General features: G+C 67.0%; 15 protein-coding genes. 7 read left to right on the top strand and 8 right to left on the bottom strand.

Going from position 1 to position 16,238, the window contains the following annotated elements:
- Positions 1-52: 52 nt before the first annotated feature.
- The 8 genes from P2869_RS22305 to P2869_RS22270 form a co-directional block, all read right to left on the bottom strand.
- The gene (locus P2869_RS22305) at positions 53-847 is read right to left on the bottom strand and encodes a glucose 1-dehydrogenase (protein ID WP_277599591.1); all 795 of its coding nucleotides are present in this window, start codon (positions 845-847) and stop codon (positions 53-55) included.
- A 49-nt stretch (positions 848-896) separates the two neighbouring features.
- Positions 897-2,378 (bottom strand): FGGY family carbohydrate kinase, encoded by a 1,482-nt coding sequence (locus P2869_RS22300; protein ID WP_277599590.1) that lies wholly within the window; start codon positions 2,376-2,378, stop codon positions 897-899.
- 105 nt (positions 2,379-2,483) lie between these two features.
- Positions 2,484-4,019, bottom strand: coding sequence for a sugar ABC transporter ATP-binding protein (locus tag P2869_RS22295; protein WP_277599589.1), 1,536 nt, complete (start codon positions 4,017-4,019; stop codon positions 2,484-2,486).
- An 11-nt stretch (positions 4,020-4,030) separates the two neighbouring features.
- Positions 4,031-4,972: a sugar ABC transporter substrate-binding protein gene (locus P2869_RS22290; protein WP_017778263.1), complete on the bottom strand. Its 942-nt coding sequence runs from the start codon at positions 4,970-4,972 to the stop codon at positions 4,031-4,033.
- Positions 4,973-5,172: 200 nt separating this feature from the next.
- The gene (locus P2869_RS22285; RefSeq protein ID WP_277599588.1) at positions 5,173-6,213 is read right to left on the bottom strand and encodes an ABC transporter permease; all 1,041 of its coding nucleotides are present in this window, start codon (positions 6,211-6,213) and stop codon (positions 5,173-5,175) included.
- A gap of 179 nt (positions 6,214-6,392) precedes the next feature.
- A complete protein-coding gene (locus tag P2869_RS22280; RefSeq protein ID WP_277599587.1) occupies positions 6,393-7,190 on the bottom strand; it encodes a GolD/DthD family dehydrogenase in 798 nt (265 codons plus the stop codon).
- A 127-nt stretch (positions 7,191-7,317) separates the two neighbouring features.
- A complete protein-coding gene (locus P2869_RS22275) occupies positions 7,318-8,298 on the bottom strand; it encodes a transketolase C-terminal domain-containing protein (RefSeq protein WP_277599586.1) in 981 nt (326 codons plus the stop codon).
- On the bottom strand, positions 8,291-9,142 hold the full coding sequence (locus P2869_RS22270) for a transketolase (RefSeq protein WP_042303194.1): 852 nt from the start codon (positions 9,140-9,142) through the stop codon (positions 8,291-8,293). The genes P2869_RS22275 and P2869_RS22270 overlap by 8 nt, the downstream gene beginning before the upstream one ends.
- A gap of 309 nt (positions 9,143-9,451) precedes the next feature.
- Between P2869_RS22270 and P2869_RS22265 the strand changes: the two genes are divergently transcribed.
- The 7 genes from P2869_RS22265 to denD all read left to right on the top strand — a co-directional run bounded on the left by P2869_RS22265 (position 9,452) and on the right by denD (position 16,125).
- The gene (locus P2869_RS22265; RefSeq protein WP_017778258.1) at positions 9,452-10,228 is read left to right on the top strand and encodes a DeoR/GlpR family DNA-binding transcription regulator; all 777 of its coding nucleotides are present in this window, start codon (positions 9,452-9,454) and stop codon (positions 10,226-10,228) included.
- A gap of 109 nt (positions 10,229-10,337) precedes the next feature.
- The gene (locus tag P2869_RS22260; protein WP_277599585.1) at positions 10,338-11,045 is read left to right on the top strand and encodes a FadR/GntR family transcriptional regulator; all 708 of its coding nucleotides are present in this window, start codon (positions 10,338-10,340) and stop codon (positions 11,043-11,045) included.
- Between the two features lie 78 nt (positions 11,046-11,123).
- A complete protein-coding gene (gene ltnD, locus P2869_RS22255) occupies positions 11,124-12,014 on the top strand; it encodes an L-threonate dehydrogenase (RefSeq protein ID WP_277599584.1) in 891 nt (296 codons plus the stop codon).
- A gap of 62 nt (positions 12,015-12,076) precedes the next feature.
- Positions 12,077-13,447 (top strand): 3-oxo-tetronate kinase, encoded by a 1,371-nt coding sequence (otnK, locus tag P2869_RS22250; RefSeq protein WP_277599583.1) that lies wholly within the window; start codon positions 12,077-12,079, stop codon positions 13,445-13,447.
- Positions 13,447-14,085, top strand: coding sequence for an aldolase (locus tag P2869_RS22245; RefSeq protein ID WP_277599582.1), 639 nt, complete (start codon positions 13,447-13,449; stop codon positions 14,083-14,085). Before otnK ends, P2869_RS22245 begins: the two co-directional genes overlap by 1 nt.
- Before the next feature lie 192 nt (positions 14,086-14,277).
- Positions 14,278-15,054, top strand: coding sequence for a 2-oxo-tetronate isomerase (otnI, locus tag P2869_RS22240; protein ID WP_277599581.1), 777 nt, complete (start codon positions 14,278-14,280; stop codon positions 15,052-15,054).
- 87 nt (positions 15,055-15,141) lie between these two features.
- On the top strand, positions 15,142-16,125 hold the full coding sequence (gene denD / locus P2869_RS22235; RefSeq protein ID WP_277599580.1) for a D-erythronate dehydrogenase: 984 nt from the start codon (positions 15,142-15,144) through the stop codon (positions 16,123-16,125).
- Positions 16,126-16,238 lie beyond the last annotated feature (113 nt).

Genomic DNA, 16,238 nt, shown 5'->3' with positions numbered 1-16,238 from the left:
TTGCTCGCGCCCACTCGCCGTCGCGACTGTTGCCTTCCGGCACCGGCGCGGCTCACGACATGAACATCCCGCCATCCACGTTGATGGTTTGTCCGGTGATATAGGCTGCGTCGCCGGAGGCGAGGAATGCCACGAGGCCCGCCACGTCCTCGCCGCTGCCCGCGCGTTTCATGGGAATGCCCTTCACCCATTCCGCCATGAGTTCGCCGGGCTGGTAGTCGCCCAGCAACTTGCCCCAGGCTTCGTCGTTGTAGGCCCACATCTCGGTCGTGATGATGCCGGGGCAGAACGCATTGACGGTGATGCCCGTGGGCGCCAGTTCTCTTGCGAGGCTCTGCGTGAGCCCCACCACGCCGAACTTGCTCGCCGCGTAGTGCGGCGTATAGATGAAGCCCTGGCGCGCCTGGCCCGAAGCGGTGTTGATGAGACGGCCCGGCTTTCCCGCTGCGAGCATGCGTGCCCCTGCCTCCTGGCAGCACAGGAACACGCCCTTGGTGTTGACGGCGAGAATCTTGTCCCACTCTTCTTCCGTGAGGTCCTGCAGTTTCGCGATCGTGATGACGCCCGCGTTCTGCACCGACACGTCCACCTCGCCCAGCTTCGCCGCCACTTCGTCGTAAAGCGCCTTCACCTCGGCTTTGTCCGTCACATCGGCTTCTACCGCGATGGCGTTGAAGCCCGACTCGCGCAGTTGCGCGGCGGCGTCGAACACGCGTTTCTCGTTCGCGCACAGGCACACCTTCGCGCCCTCGCGCGCAAAGCGCTCCGCAATGCCGAGGCCGATGCCGCGGCTGCCGCCCGTCACCACGACTACCTTGTTCGCGAAACGTCTGATTGCGTCGTTCATGTGGGTTTGTCCTTGCTGGTTAGTGGCCATGCCGCGGGTGCCGATGCCCTCACTCGAGCCGCGCGATCCAGCGCAGCCATTGCGCGTGATGCTTCGCCGCCTGCTCGCGGCCGCTGCCGGGCACGACGCGTCGCAGCACCTTGCGCTGCGCGCGGTTCGCGCCCAGCTCGCTCGTCAGGCCTAACTGCAGCAGGCCGAGCGCCGCGGCGCCCGCCGCCGAAATTTCCGTCAGTTCGAGCGTGCTCACCGGGCGGTCCAGCGTGTCCGCCAGAAACTGCATGAGAAACGGACGCTGCACGAGCCCGCCGTCCAGAAACAGTTCCACGAGCGGCAGTTGCGCCGCGCGTTCCATCACGGTGATCACGTCCTTGATCTGATAGACGATGGACTCGTACGCGGCGCGCACCACGTGCTGCCACGACGTCGAGAAGTCGAGCCCGACGATCTGCGCGCCGCCCGGGTACTTCCAGTGCGGGCAGCCGATGCCGGAGAACGCCGGGATGAAATAGACGCCGCCGTTATCGACTTCGCTGAAGGCCTGCTCGGCGGCAGCGAAGTCGTCGAAGAGGCGCAGTTTGTCCTTGAGCCAGCCGGGCGTGGAACCCGCGCTGATCACGATGCCTTCGAGCGCATAGTCCACGCGTCCGCGCGCGCCGAAGCAGAGCGTGGAGACGAGGCCGTCGACAGGCGCCTGCGGCCGCGGCCCCACGTTCATCATGATCGACGAGCCGGTGCCCATCGTGGCCTTGGCAAGGCCCGGCGAGAGGCAGCCTTCGCCCACGGCGGCGGCATGCGAGTCGCCGATCATCGCCACGATAGGGATGGGCTTCGGCAGCAAGCCGTCCAGGTCCGTCGAACCGAAATCCGCCGCCGAAGGTTTCACGTCGGGCAACCGCAGCGCGGCAAGCCCGAATTCGTCGATCAACTCGCGATCCCAGTTCAGCGTGTGCAGGTTGAACAGCATCGTGCGCGACGCGTTGGTGTAGTCCGTGAGATACGACGCACCGCGCGTGAGCTTGAACAGCAGCCAGCTATCGACGGTGCCGAAGCGCGCCTCGCCCGCCTCCATCGCGCGGGCCACGTGGGCGTCGTTGCCGCGCAGCCAGATCAGTTTCGACGCCGAAAAATACGGGTCGATCAAAAGCCCCGTGCGCTCGGCAATGCGCGCGGCCATGCCGTCGCGGCGCAATTGCTCGCAGATGCCAAGCGAGCGCTGGCACTGCCACGACACGGCGGGCGCGAGCGGCTCGTCCGCGGCGTCCCAGAGCACGGCCGTTTCGCGCTGGTTCGAAATGGCCAGGCCCGCGAGTGCGGCGACGTCGCCATCGAAGGCCGCGAGGCATTGGGCCGCAGCCGTGAGCACCGAGCCATACAGCGCGTGCGGGTCCTGTTCGACGAAGCCGGCCTGCGGGTACGTGCAGTGCACGGGCGCGAACCCTTTCGCGCGAACGGTGCCCTCTGCGTCGAAGATCAGCGCCTTGGTGCCGCTCGTGCCCTGGTCGATGGCCAGCACGTATTGCATTGAGGACATGTGACGAAGTCCGTGAAGTTTCAACACTGTTTGCTATTGGCGGGCGCGGCAAGGCTGGAGGGCCTGGGGTCTGGATGCAAGAAACCAGGCACCCGCAGGCAGGCCTCACGCCGTGGCGAGTTCCATCACGCGCACGTCGCTCGCTTCCTCGCGCGGCAGCACGCCCTTGCAGCGGCCGCGCGCCAGCACCATCACGCGGTGAGACAGACCCAGCACCTCGTCGAGGTCCGAACTCACCACCACCACGGCTACACCACTCGCCGCGAGTTTCGCAATGACCTCGTAGATGGCGGCGCGCGCGCCCACGTCGATGCCGCGCGTGGGCTCGTCGAGAATCACCACCTTTGGTTCGCGCGCCAGCCACTTCGCGAGCACGACCTTCTGCTGGTTGCCGCCCGAGAGGCTGCCCGCGCGCTGCTGCGGCCGCCCCTTCACACCGAGCCGCGCGATCAGCCCATTGGCGAACTCACGCACCTGCTGCGGCTGCACCCAGCCGCGCGCGCCGAGGCGGTCGAGGCTGCCGTACGCGAAGTTGTCTTCAATGGAGTGTTCGAGCACGACGCCCTGCTCCTTGCGGTCTTCGGGCACGAGCACCACGCCTGCGCGAATGGCTTGTGCCGGGCTGCGCAGATGTAGCGCCTCGCCCTCCACGAGCACGCTGCCGGACGAAACGGGATCGGCACCCGCGATGGCCCGCACGAGTTCGGTACGCCCCGCCCCGACGATGCCTGCGATGCCGAACACCTCGCCCGCACGCACGGAAAACGAAACGTCGCGAAATGCGGCCTGCTGCGACGTCAGCGAACGCACGTCGAGCACCGTGCGTTCGCGCGGCGCGGCAAAGTGCGGAAAGATGCGCTCCACGTTGCGGCCCACCATCTGCTCGATCAGCGTCTTCACGGGCACGCTGCCGTTGTCGTGGCTCGCAATCAGCCGCCCGTCGCGCAGCACGACGATGCGGTCGGCAATGCGCTCGATTTCTTCCAGCCGGTGGCTGATGTAGATGAACGACACGCCCTGCGCGCGCAGCTTCGCGATCTGCTCGAAGAGCCGGTCGGTTTCCGCGCCGCCCAGCGCGGCAGTGGGTTCGTCGAGAATCAGCAGGCGCGCGTCGAGCGTCAACGCCTTGGCGATTTCCACCTGCTGCTGCGCCGCCACCCGCAAGGTGCGCACGAGCCGGCTGGCCGACACGTCGAGCCCGAGTCGATGCAACTGCTCTTCGGCGCGGCGCGACATCTCCGCGCGGTCGATCTTGCCGTGCCGCATGGGCAACCGCCCGACGAAGACGTTCTCCGCAATGGAGAGATCGCGCAGCAGCCGCGTTTCCTGATGGATCAGGCCGATGCCGCTCGCGAGCGCGTCGCGCGGCGACTGCGGGGCATACGGCTCACCACGCCAGAACATGCGGCCGCCGGCATCGGGTTCGAGCGCTCCGGCAATGATCGACGAGAGCGTCGATTTGCCGGCGCCGTTCTCGCCCAGCAGCGCCACCACGCTACCCGGACGCACGTCCAGATCGATGCCGTCCAGCACCGTGTTGCGGTTGAAGGTCTTGCCGATGCCTCGCACGACGAGCCCGTCGTGCGTCACGTCGGGCATACCGTCGCTGATCTGGCCCGAGGCGGCTGCGCTCGCGATCATGATGAACTCCGTTACGGATGCTGCGAGATGAACGGTCCGACGTTCTCTTTGGTGGTGAGCGTAGCGGGCAGCAGCTGCTGGGCCGGCACGCTCTTCTTCGCGATGAGCTCAAGCGCAGAGTCCACGGCCATACGGCCCATGCGCTGCGTCTGCTGCGTCATGGTCACGTCGATCACGCCGTCGCGCACGGCCTTGAGGCCGGCGAAGTCGCCGTCGAAGCCGGCGATCAGCACCTTGTGCCCCACGTTCGAGACCTTGACCGCCTGCGCGGCGCCCAGCGCCATTGCGTCCGCGTGGCCGAAGATCACGTTGATGTTGGGATTGCGCTGGAGCATGTCCTGCGCCACCGCGAAGCCCTTGTCCTGCGCCCACTCGGCGGGCTGGCGCGCCACTACCTTGATGCCCGGCGCCTTCGCGATGGCCTTGCTGAAGCCCTTTTCGCGCGCGAGTTCAGGCGTCGTGCCCAACTGGCCTTGCAGTTCGGCGAGCGTCGCGGTGCCCTTGGTCTGCTTCACGATCCACTCGCCCAGTTGCTCGGCGGCGGCTTCGCTGTCGGTCGCGATAAAGGTGTTGCCCGGGGCGTCCGGCGGGTTGCGGTCCACGGCGATCACGGGCACGCCCGCGGCCTTCGCGGCGCGCACCGGCACGCCGGCAGCCGTCGCGCCGGCCGGAATGTAGATGAGCGCGTCGATCTTGCGCGTGAGCAGGTCCTGAATCTGGTTGACCTGAGTGGCGGCATCGCCCTTCGCGTCGACCGTGATGACGTTCACGCCCTTCTCTTTGCCGTAGGTTTCCACCGACTGCTTGATCTGGTTGAAGAAGTCGGCCTGCAGGTTCGCAACGGCAAGACCGATGGTGGTGGTGCCCGCCGCCGACGCGCTGGGCGCGGCCAGCGCGAAGCCGAGCGAGGCAGCAAGGGCAAGCAGGGATGCACTGGCGGAACGTCGATTCATGTCTGTCTCCTGGTGATGCTTGTTGTTGATGTGACGCGGTTGAGGTGACGCGGTTGAGGTGATGCCGTTGAAGCGGAGAGGCCCGGAAGCGAAGCGGCTCGAAGCGAAGCCGCCCGGAAGCGATGAAACGGCCCGCGCATTCCTGCGCCATACGGCCCGGCTTGCGGCAAGTGAAAAGCGAGCCGCGGCCGGCCAGATCCCTACGCGGCGTTGCGGCGGCGCAGTGTGTCGGCACCCACGGCGAGCACGATCACGAGGCCGATCACGATCTGCTGCACGAACGGCGACACGCCGATGAGGTTGAGCCCGTTGCGCAGCACGCCGATGGTCAGCACGCCCACGGCCGTGCCGAGCACCGTGCCCGTGCCGCCCGCGAGGCTCGCGCCGCCGATCACCACGGCCGCGATGGTGTCCAGTTCGTAGCCCGTGCCCGCGCTGGGCTGCGACGAGTCCAGGCGGCTCGCCAGCACCACCGCCGCCACGCCGGCCAGCGCGCCGCACAGCGTGTAGACCGCGAGCGTGGTGGCACGCACCTTGATGCCCGCAAGGCGCGCCACCTCGGCACTGCCGCCGATGGCGTAGAGGCTGCGTCCCGCCGCGCGGTATTTGAGGATCACGAAGCCCACCACCATCAGCGCGACGAAGAGGCCCACCGTCGCGGAAAGAAAGCCGAAATGGCGGTCGATGGAAAGTGCCGTGAACCAGTCCGGGTAACCCACGATCTGCTCGCCGTTCGTGATGATGTTGGCGAGCCCGCGCGCCACGGACATCATCGCGAGCGTCGCGATGAACGCGGGCAGGCGCATCACGACGTTGAGCAACCCCGAGACGAGGCCGCACAGCCCGGCCACGAGAATGCTCGCGGGAATCGCGACGACGAACGGCAGGCCCGCGGTGTTGGCGAGCCAGCCCATCACCATCATGGCGAGCGCCAGCACGGAGCCCACCGAAAGATCGATGCCGCCGATGATGATCACCGCCGTCATGCCGAGCGCCATGATGCCGAGCACCGTGATCTGATCCAGCACGTTGAGCAGATTGCGCACCGAGAGGAACGACGGCGTGAGAAGCGAGATCACCACGCACAGCAGCACGAGGCTGATGAGCGGCCCCTGTTCGAGCAGCACGGGAAGCCACGCGCGGCGCGAGAACCCGGCAGCGGCACTGCCAGCACCGGCGGCGCCGGAACGGCCGGCTGCGCGGTCCGGCAGTTCAACGCTGTTTTCGATGGACTTGCTCACGTCTCGTCTCCTGTTTTTCCCTTTGCTGCACGGCTCGACTCGCGGCTCGGCACGCGACTCGACTCGCGGCTCGACTCGCGCATTGGCGCCGCACCCTGCTCGCGCCACCGGCACGCAGAACGCCAAGGCAGCCGCGCGCGAAAACACAGCGCAAAAACACAGCGCAAAACCCGGCCGCGTCAGCAGATCGTGTATCCGCCGTCGATCATCAGGTCGGCGCCCGTAATCATGTCCGCGCCGTTCGATGCGAGGAACAGGATCGCAGCGGCAATCTCGTCGGTATAGGCGAAACGGCCTGCGGGAATCAGTTCCTTCATGCGCTCGCCCTTTTCGCCTTCCCACGCGGCGGCGCCCATCGGCGTTAGCACGACCGTGGGCGACACGGTGTTCACCGTGATGCCGCGCCGGCTCCATTCCTTCGCGAGCACCTTCGTCATGCCGATCAGGCCAGCCTTCGCCGACGTGTACGCGCAGTGCTGATCGATCGCGACCGTGGCCGCCTGCGACGCGATGTTGATGATCTTGCCGCGATGCCCGCGTGCGAAGACATGCCGCGCGAAGTGCTTCGAGCACAGGAACGGCCCCGTCAGATTCACGTCGATCTGCCGGCGCCATTCTTCCAGCGTGATGTTTTCGGCGGGCGTGAGCGTGATCGTGCCCGCCGCGTTCACGAGCAGATGCAGCGCGCCGAAGCGTTCGGCTGCGGCGTCCACGGCCGCGGCCACGTCGTCTTCGTTGCCCACGTCGCAGGGAAAGGCTGCGGCGTGGTCGGCGCCCAGCGTTTCGATGGCGGCGGCCACGCGCTCCTCTTCGAAGCGCGGGTAAAAAATCGCAACGCGCGCGCCCTTGGCGATCAGCGCTTCGTTGGTGGCCATGGCGATGCCGCCCAAGCCGCCCGACACGACAGCCACCTGGCCATCCAGCCGGAAATTGAAATCGACGCCGTGTCTCAACGACATGTCGTACTGCGTTGCCATGCCCATCTCCTGAATGTCTGCCTGTTTCGTCGGATGCTTTAGGCCGGGATTTTTAGGTGGGTTTTGCGTGGGCGCCGCCCCGCGGCCATCAGGCCATCAGGCCATAAGGCCCTAAGGCCCTGAGGCCCTACGCCGCTGCGAGCGGCATGCCGACCAGCTCCAGCACCGCGCTTTCGATGCCCTGCGCGTCGATGCCGTAGTAACGGCGAATACCGGCGCGCGTGCCGTAGTGCGCGAACTCGCCTTCGGTCACGCCAAGCATGCGCAGCCGCCGCGCCACGCCGCGCCTTGCAAGCTGCACCGCGATCAGCGCGCCGATGCCGCCGTGCAGCGAATGCTCTTCCACGGTCACGATGTCGTCGTGGGCACACAGTATGTCGGCGAGCAGGTCGGAGTCGAGTGGCCGGATGGACGAGAGGTTCACGAGCGTCGGCGCCACGCCGCGCGCGCCGAGCGCCTCGCAGGCGGCGAACGCCTCGCCCACCACGGAGCCGAGCGCCACGATCGCCACGCGCCGCCCGCCGGCTTCGTCGATGGGCTGGCCGCGCCGCAGCACGTCGGGCCGGCCGGGCTGGAAGGCGTAGTCCGCCTCGTGCAGCACGGGAAATTTCGCGTTGTCGAGCCGGATATAGACCGGGCCCTCGAAGGTCGCCGCGTAGCGCACGATCTGCGCGGCCTCCAGCGCATCGCACGGTGCAAAGATCTGGACATTGCCGAGCCCGCTCATGATCGAAACGTCGTCGATGGCATGGTGCGTGGAAGCGAGCGGCCCGTAAGCGACGCCCGCGTTGAGCCCCAGCATCTTCACGTTGGTCTGGCTGTAACAGACGTCGTTCTTCACCTGTTCGTTGGCGCGCGCCACCAGAAACGGCGCCGCGTTCGCCGTGAACACCACGTGGCCGGCGAGCGCCATGCCCGCCGCCATGCCCACCATGTTCTGCTCCGCGATGCCGACGTTGACCACGCGGTCGGCGTAACGCTTCTGGAACGCGCCGATCTTCGAGGTGGAGGTGGAATCGCTCACCATCACGATCACATCGGCGCCGCCGTCGGCCAGCTCCGTGAGCGCGCCGACCACACCGTCACGCAGATCCGCCGCTTCATGCATGGTCCAGCTCCTTCAGGGCGAGCGCGAGCTCGTCTTCGTTCGGGTACTTGTGATGCCAGGCGGCCACGTTCTCCATGAACGACACGCCGCGGCCCTTCACGGTCTGCGCGATGACTGCCTTGGGCTTGCCATTGCGAAAATCCAGGCTTTCCATCAGTTTCGAAAGTTCGGCGGGGTCGTTGCCGTTCGCCTCGTGCACTTCCATGCCGAAGGCGGCGAACTTCTCGCCGAGCGGTTCGGGATCCATGATGTTTTTCGTGGCGTCCGCCAGTTGCAGGTGATTGCGGTCCACGATCACGACGAGGTTGTCGAGCCGAAAGTGGCTGGCCGCCATCGCGGCTTCCCAGTTCGAACCTTCTTCGAGTTCGCCGTCGCCGGTCAGCACGAACACGCGACCCGGCACGCCGCCGTCCGGCGCCTGGCGGCGCTTCGCGAGTGCGAGGCCGGTGGCGATGGGCATGCCGTGCCCGAGCGCGCCGGTATTGACGGTCACGTACCCGGGCAGCTTCTGGCGCACCGGGTGGCCGGGCAAGCGCGTGCCGTCGCGCAGATAGCCGGAGAGTTCCTCGTCGGCGAGCCACCCCAGCTCGGCGAAGCAGCAATAGAGACCGCCCACGCCATGGCCCTTGCTCAGCACGAACTGGTCGTGCCAGACCGGTGCCTGCGGCAGCTCGGCGCGGTAACGCATGACCCGGAAGTAGAGCGCCACGAGAATGTCGACCTCGGACATATCCGCGCCCGTGTGGCCGTTCTTCGCATGCGCGTTCATCACGCAGATGCGCTTGCGGATGGCCCGCGCACGCGCCTTCAGGTCGGGTTCATCGAGCCGGAATGGGTTTTCCATGTACTTTCCAATTGTTTCCTTTTGCTTGTCTTCAGTTTCTATTTCAGGGAAGAGAAAGTCAAGGCGTTTCCTATGCTTTCCGGGCCAGGGAATACCCTCGAAGTAAGGCATAGCCTCGGACAAGCCGCCATTGCGCGCTGCACAGAGACGCTCTCGCGCGCGGGCAACGCGTCACACGACTTTCCAAAAAGAAAGCCGCGCTATAATCGACGGAAACCATACGCAAGAAGCCATGCGCAGCTGCGCCCGGCATCGCCGCCCACGACGCGATGCGACGGCCGGCCCGCAGGCGCCCTACCGGAAAGCACGATGGATCAGAAAACCCGCTGGGAAAACATCTACGCGAGCGTGCGCGACATGAAGGCCGTGAGGCTCTCGGACCTCGCGCGCACCTTCAACGTCTCCATGCCCACCATCCGCAAGGACGTCGACGCGCTGGAACGCGACGGGCTCGTGGAGCGCGTGCACGGGCTCGTGCGCCTCAAGACGCTCTCGTACATGTTCGACGGCACGGGCATGAGTCACCTGCAACCCACGGCCGCCAAGGTGTGGATCGGCGCGAAGGCGGCCACGCTGGTGGGCAACGGCGACTCCATGATCCTCGACTGCGGCGCCACCACCACCGAAATGGCGAAGAACCTGGTGGGCCGCCAGCATCTGCGCATCGTCACGAACGCGCTCAACATCGCGATGCTGCTTGGCAACGAACCGTCGAACCGCGTAATGCTCACAGGCGGCCAGTTCATGCCGGAGACGCTTGCCGTGTCCGGCGAGAAAGCGTCGGCGTTCTTCGAAGGCATGTTCGTGGACAAGCTGTTTCTGGCGGCGGGCGGCGTCTCGAAGGAAGGCGGCATTTCGTATCCCGACTTCATCGACCTGCACGTGAAGAGCGGCATGATCGGCGCCGCGCGGCACGTCTATCTGCTCGCGGATTCGCAGAAGTTCGGCCGCCGCGAGTTCGCCACGTTCGGTGCGATGGACCGCGTGCATACGGTCGTGACGGACCGCGGCCTCGCGCCCGAATACGCGAAGTGGCTCGACGGCATGGGCGTGGAAGTGATCTACGCGGACGCGCCGTCGCCGTAACGGCGGGGACCCAGGGCAACCGGAAGCACGCCGCCGTCGAGGGTTATCCCGGATGTCGTCGTACGCACAGATTTGTATGATGACCATATCACCCGATCACCTAAGCACCATGTTCGAGACCATTTCCGCGCCCGCCATGAGCGAGCGCGTCGCCCAGCAACTGCTCGCGCAGATCGACGCCGGCAGCTTCAACAGCACCGGCAAGCTGCCCACGGAAGCCGTGCTCGCGCGCGAATTCGGCGTGAGCCGCACGGTAATCCGCGAAGCCGTTTCGCGGCTCAAGAGCGAAGGCGTGGTCGAGCCGCGCCAGGGCAGCGGCGTCTATATCGCGCGGCATGCGGCCATCCGGCCGCTGCGCATCGATTACGCGGAGGCCGTGGAGTCGTCGGGTTCGCTCGCGCATCTGCTCGCCGTGCGCCGCGCCATCGAAGCCGAGGTGGCCGCCGAGGCTGCCCTGCACTGCACCGCCGCCGGCATGGAAGAGATCGACGCCGCCCTGCATCGCATCGAAGAAGCCGTGGCCGAAGGCCGCGACGGCGTGGCCGAAGACATGGCGTTTCATCGCGCCATCGCGGTCGTGACGGGCAACCCGTACTTCCTCAAAACGCTCTCGTTTCTGAACCAGTACCTCGAAGCGGGCATGAAGGTGACGCGCGGCAACGAAGCCACGCGCGAGGACTTCTCGCGGCAGGTCCGCGAAGAGCACGCGGCCATCGTGGACGCGATTCGCTCGCGCGACCCCATGGCGGCCCGCAACGCCGCCCGCACGCATCTGTACAACGCCGCGCGCCGCCTCGCGGAAGCCGGCATCAGTTGAACGCGCTGAATGCGCGGAATGCGCCGAATGCGGCGGCAATAACGCGCCGCTCTCTCTTGCGAATGACCAGGATCTGCCATGTCACGAAATGTTGGAGTCATCGGCCTGGGGGCCATGGGCCTGGGCGTTGCCCGCTCGCTGTTGCGCGCCGGTTTTCGCGTGCACGCCTGCGACGTGCGTGCCCACGTGCTCGAAGCGTTTGCTACTGAAGGCGGCGTGGCCTGCGCCACGCCAGCCGACCTCGGCGCGCAATGCGACGTGGTGATCACGCTCGTGGTGAACGCGGCGCAGACCGAAACCGTGCTGTTCGGCGAGCACGGCGCCGTGGCTGCCATGAAGCCGGGCAGCGTCGTGATAGCGAGCGCCACGGTCGCGCCGGACTTCGCCCTGGCGCTCGGCAAGCGTATCGACGCGGCCGGCGTGCAGATGCTCGACGCGCCCGTCTCCGGCGGCGCCGCGCGCGCGGCATCGGGCGAGATGACGATGATGACCTCGGGCCCGGCCACCGCCTACGCCGCGTGCGAAGACGTGCTCGCCGCCATCGCGGGCAAGGTCTATCGGCTGGGCGACGCGCACGGCGCCGGGTCGAAGGTGAAGATCATCAACCAGCTGCTCGCGGGCGTGCACATTGCCGCGGCAGCCGAAGCCATGGCGCTCGGCCTGCGCGAAGGCGTGGACCCCGATGCGCTCTACGACGTCATCACGCACAGCGCCGGCAATTCGTGGATGTTCGAGAACCGCGTGCCGCACATCCTGAACGGCGACTACACGCCGCTGTCCGCCGTGGACATCTTCGTGAAGGACCTGGGCCTCGTGCTCGACACCGCGCGCCGCACGAAATTCCCGCTGCCCCTGTCGGCCACGGCGCACCAGATGTTCATGAGCGCATCGAGCGCCGGCCACGGCGGCGAAGACGACGCCGCGGTCATCAAGACCTTCCCCGGCATCACGCTGCCGGGCGCCCGCTGATCTGCCGCCGCAGCGCATCGAGCGTTGTAAGGCCCGCAAAGAACGTCTTTCATGAGCCCCTCATGAGTACCGATACCGAAATCCAAACCGCCCAAGCCGCTTCCCGTCCCCTGCTCGGCTGCATTGCCGACGATTTCACGGGCGCCACCGACCTCGCCAACATGCTCGTGAAGAGCGGCATGCGCACGGTGCAGACCATCGGCGTGCCCGAGCCCGACGCAAACGAAAATGCAAACGGCGCGCCGATGCTCGCCGCCGACGCCATCGTCGTCGCGCTGAAGTCGCGCACGATTGCCGCTGCGGACGCCGTCGCGCAATCGCTCGCCGCGCTCGAATGGCTGCGCGCCCAGGGCTGTCGCCAGTTCTTCTTCAAGTACTGCTCGACGTTCGATTCCACGGACGCGGGCAACATCGGCCCCGTGGCCGATGCGCTGCTCGATGCACTGAGCGATGTGTCGAGCGATGCATTGGCCAATGCCTCCGGCCGCGGCTTCACGATTGCCTGCCCCGCGTTCCCCGAAAACGGACGCACGGTCTACCGCGGGCATCTCTTCGTGGGCGACGCGCTGCTCAACGAGTCGGGCATGGAGCACCATCCGCTCACGCCGATGAAAGACGCCAACCTCGTGCGCGTGCTGCAACGGCAGACGGCATCGAAGGTCGGCCTGGTTCGCTACGACGCGATCGCGCTGGGGGCCGCGGCCGTGCGGGCCTCCATCGACCAGCTGCGCGCCGAAGGCGTGCGCCTCGCGATTGCGGACGCGCTCACAGACCGCGATCTCTACGTGCTCGGCGAAGCGTGCGCGGACCTGCCGCTCGTGACCGGCGGCTCCGGCGTCGCGCTCGGCCTGCCCGCGAATTTCCGCCGAGCGGGGCTCTTGCCCGAACGCGACGACGCGGACGCGCTGCCGCGCATCGAAGGCCATGCCGCGGTGCTGGCCGGCAGCGCGTCGAAGGCGACCAACGCCCAAGTGGCCGCGTGGCGCGCGCATCGTCCGGCGTTTCGCATCGACCCGCTCGCGGCCTCGCGCGGCGAGCCTGTCGTCGACGAAGCACTCGCCTTTGCGCGCCGTCATCTGCCCGAGCCCGTGCTGATCTACGCCACCGCCACGACCGACGAAGTCAAGGCCGTGCAGCAGACACTCGGCGTGGAGGCCGCAGGGCACCTCGTGGAAAGCACGCTCGCCGCCATCGCGCAGGGCCTGCGCGAAGCCGGCGTAACGAAGTTCGTCGTGGCAGGCGGTGAGACCTCGGGCGCGGTCGTGCAGGCACTCGGCGTGAAGTCGTTGCAGATCGGCGCGCAGATCGACCCGGGCGTGCCCGCCACCGCGACCATCGGCGTGCGGCCGCTCGGCCTCGCGCTGAAGTCGGGCAACTTCGGCGCCGTGGACTTCTTCGAGAAGGCGCTGCGCGAACTGCAAGGAGCCCGCTGATGAGCGCCGAAGCGAAGCTGCGCGAAGAAATCTGCACGGTGGGCGCGAGCCTCTATGCACGCGGTCATGCCGTGGGCAGCGCGGGCAACATCAGCGCACGCCTCGCGGACGGCTGGCTCATCACGCCCACCGACGCGTGCCTCGGCCGGCTCGATCCCGCGCAGATCGCGAAGGTGGACGCGAACGGTGTGGCCGTCTCGGGCGCCAGGCCGTCGAAAACGCTGACCCTGCATCGCGGCATCTATGCACGCAATGCGGCAGCGCACGGCGTCGTGCACACGCATTCCACGCATCTCGTCGCGCTCACGCTCGCGGGCGTGTGGCGCGAGACCGACGTGGTGCCGCCCATCACGCCGTACTACGTGATGAAAGTGGGACACGTGCCGCTCATTCGCTATCGCCGGCCCGGCGACCCCGAGGTTGCCGCCGAAGTGGCAGCACTCGCGGATCGCGTGCGCGGCGTGCTACTGGAACGCCTGGGCCCCGTGATGTGGGGCGAGTCGGTCTCGCAGGCGTCGTATGCACTCGAAGAACTCGAGGAGACAGCACGGCTCTGGCTCATGACGCAACCGAGGCCCGAGCCGCTTGCCGAAACAGCCATCGACGAATTGCGCTCGACTTTCGGCGCACGCTGGTAGCCGTTTTTTGCACGCCATGTGGACGCGGCTACGTGGAAGGGTTTCCGCACTGCGTAAGCACAGGCTCCGCGAGCCGCTACGTGATCGGCACCCTTGCCGTGGCTCACGCCGACGACGCGGGTCAACCCATAATCTGCGCGGACACGTCGCGAGCGTGCCCTGCGCCCCACTCACCTTTCAGGACTTGCCGCCATGCCTCGCTTCGCTGCCAACCTCTCGATGATGTACAACGAGCACGCGTTCCTCGACCGCTTCGCCGCTGCCGCGCGCGACGGTTTCAAGGCCGTCGAATATCTGTTCCCGTACGACTTCGAAGTTGAGGCGCTGCGCGCCCAGCTCGACGAACACAGCCTCGTACAGGCGCTTTTCAACGCGCCGCCCGGCGACTGGGTCGCGGGCGAACGCGGCATCGCGGCGTTGCCGGGCCGCGAAGACGAGTTCAAGCGCAGCATCGATACGGCCTTGCGCTACGCCAGCGTGCTCGGCAACACGAAGCTGCATGTCATGGCCGGGCTCGTCGCGGCGGGCGCAGACCGCGCGCGCTATCACGCGACTTACGTCGCGAACCTCGCCTATGCCGCGCGAACCGCTGCCACACAGGGCATCACCGTGTTGATGGAGCCCATCAACACGCGCGACATGCCAGGCTATTTCCTCAACCGCCAGGACGACGCGCATGCGATTCGCGCCGAAGTGGGCGCGCCCAATCTGAAGGTGCAGTTCGACTGCTACCACTGCCAGATCGTGGAAGGCGACCTCGCGATGAAACTCAAGCGCGACTTCGCGGGCATCGGCCACATCCAGATTGCGGGCGTGCCGGAGCGGCACGAGCCGGACATCGGCGAACTGAACTACCCGTACCTGTTCGAGCTGATCGATGCGCTGGGCTACGACGGCTGGATTGGCTGCGAGTACCGGCCGAAGGCGGGCACCTCCGATGGGCTTGGCTGGCTCAAGCCTTATCTGTGAGGCGCGGTCCGGTCTTGCGGCTCCATTCGAATCTGTATCTGCAACCATCACCGTTGCTGTTTCAGCCATTCAAACGAGGCACATGACATGAAGGTACTGATCACCGGCGGCGCCGGCTTTCTCGGCCAGCGCCTCGCCCGCAGGCTGCTTGAACGCGGCGAACTCGCGGGCCCGAACGGTCGCGCCGAAAAGATTTCGACGCTCGTGCTGCTCGACGTGGCCGCGGCCCCTGATTTCAGCGATGTGCGCGTGAAGACGATGGTGGGCGACATCGCCGATCGCGCGGTGCTGGAACAGGCCATCGATACCGACACGGCCGCCGTGTTCCACCTCGCCGCCATCGTGAGCGGCCAGGCGGAAGCGGAGTTCGATCTGGGCATGCGCATCAATCTGGACGCCTCGCGCACGCTGCTCGAGGTGTGCCGCGCGCGCGGGCACCGTCCGCGTGTGGTGTTCACGAGTTCGGTCGCCGTCTACGGCGGCACGCTGCCCGACGTGGTGCGCGACGACACTGCACTGAACCCGCAGTCGTCGTACGGCACGCAGAAGGCGATGGCGGAACTGCTGCTCAACGACTACACGCGCCGCGGTTTCGTGGACGGCCGCGTGCTGCGCCTGCCCACCATCAGTGTGCGGCCGGGGCGGCCGAACGCGGCGGCGTCGTCGTTTGCGAGCGGCATCATTCGCGAGCCGCTGAACGGCGAGACGAGCGTGTGCCCCGTGCCGCGCTCCACCCGCCTGTGGCTGCTCTCGCCGCGCCGCGCCATCGACGCGCTAGTGGCGGGCTGCGAACTCGACGCCGCGGTGCTCGATGCGCTGCCGGGCAACCGGCGCGTCGTCAATCTGCCGGGCATCTCGGTCAGCGTGGACGAGATGATCGCGGCGCTGCGCGAAGTGGCCGGCGACGACGCAGTGAAGCGCATTCGCCATGAAGTGGACGACCGCATCGCGAAGATCGTGGTGAGCTGGCCGGGCCGCTGGGACACCTCGCGGGCCGAACGGCTGGGGCTGCATGGGGATGCGTCGTTTGTGGAAGTGATTCGGGCGTATGTGGAGGATGAGCGCAGGTAAAGACCCGGCGCATTGTCCACTCCAGGTGAACTGACTTTAAAACCCTCGACGACTTCCGCCGCAAGGGTCCCGATCCTAGACTCACATCCATCGCGACAACCGCACGCCGTGCG

Source organism: Paraburkholderia sp. SUR17 (assembly GCF_029536165.1).
GTDB classification, from domain to species: domain Bacteria; phylum Pseudomonadota; class Gammaproteobacteria; order Burkholderiales; family Burkholderiaceae; genus Paraburkholderia; species Paraburkholderia kururiensis.
Note: the sequence above shows the minus strand (reverse complement) of the source record. Positions and strands in the feature narration are given on the sequence as shown.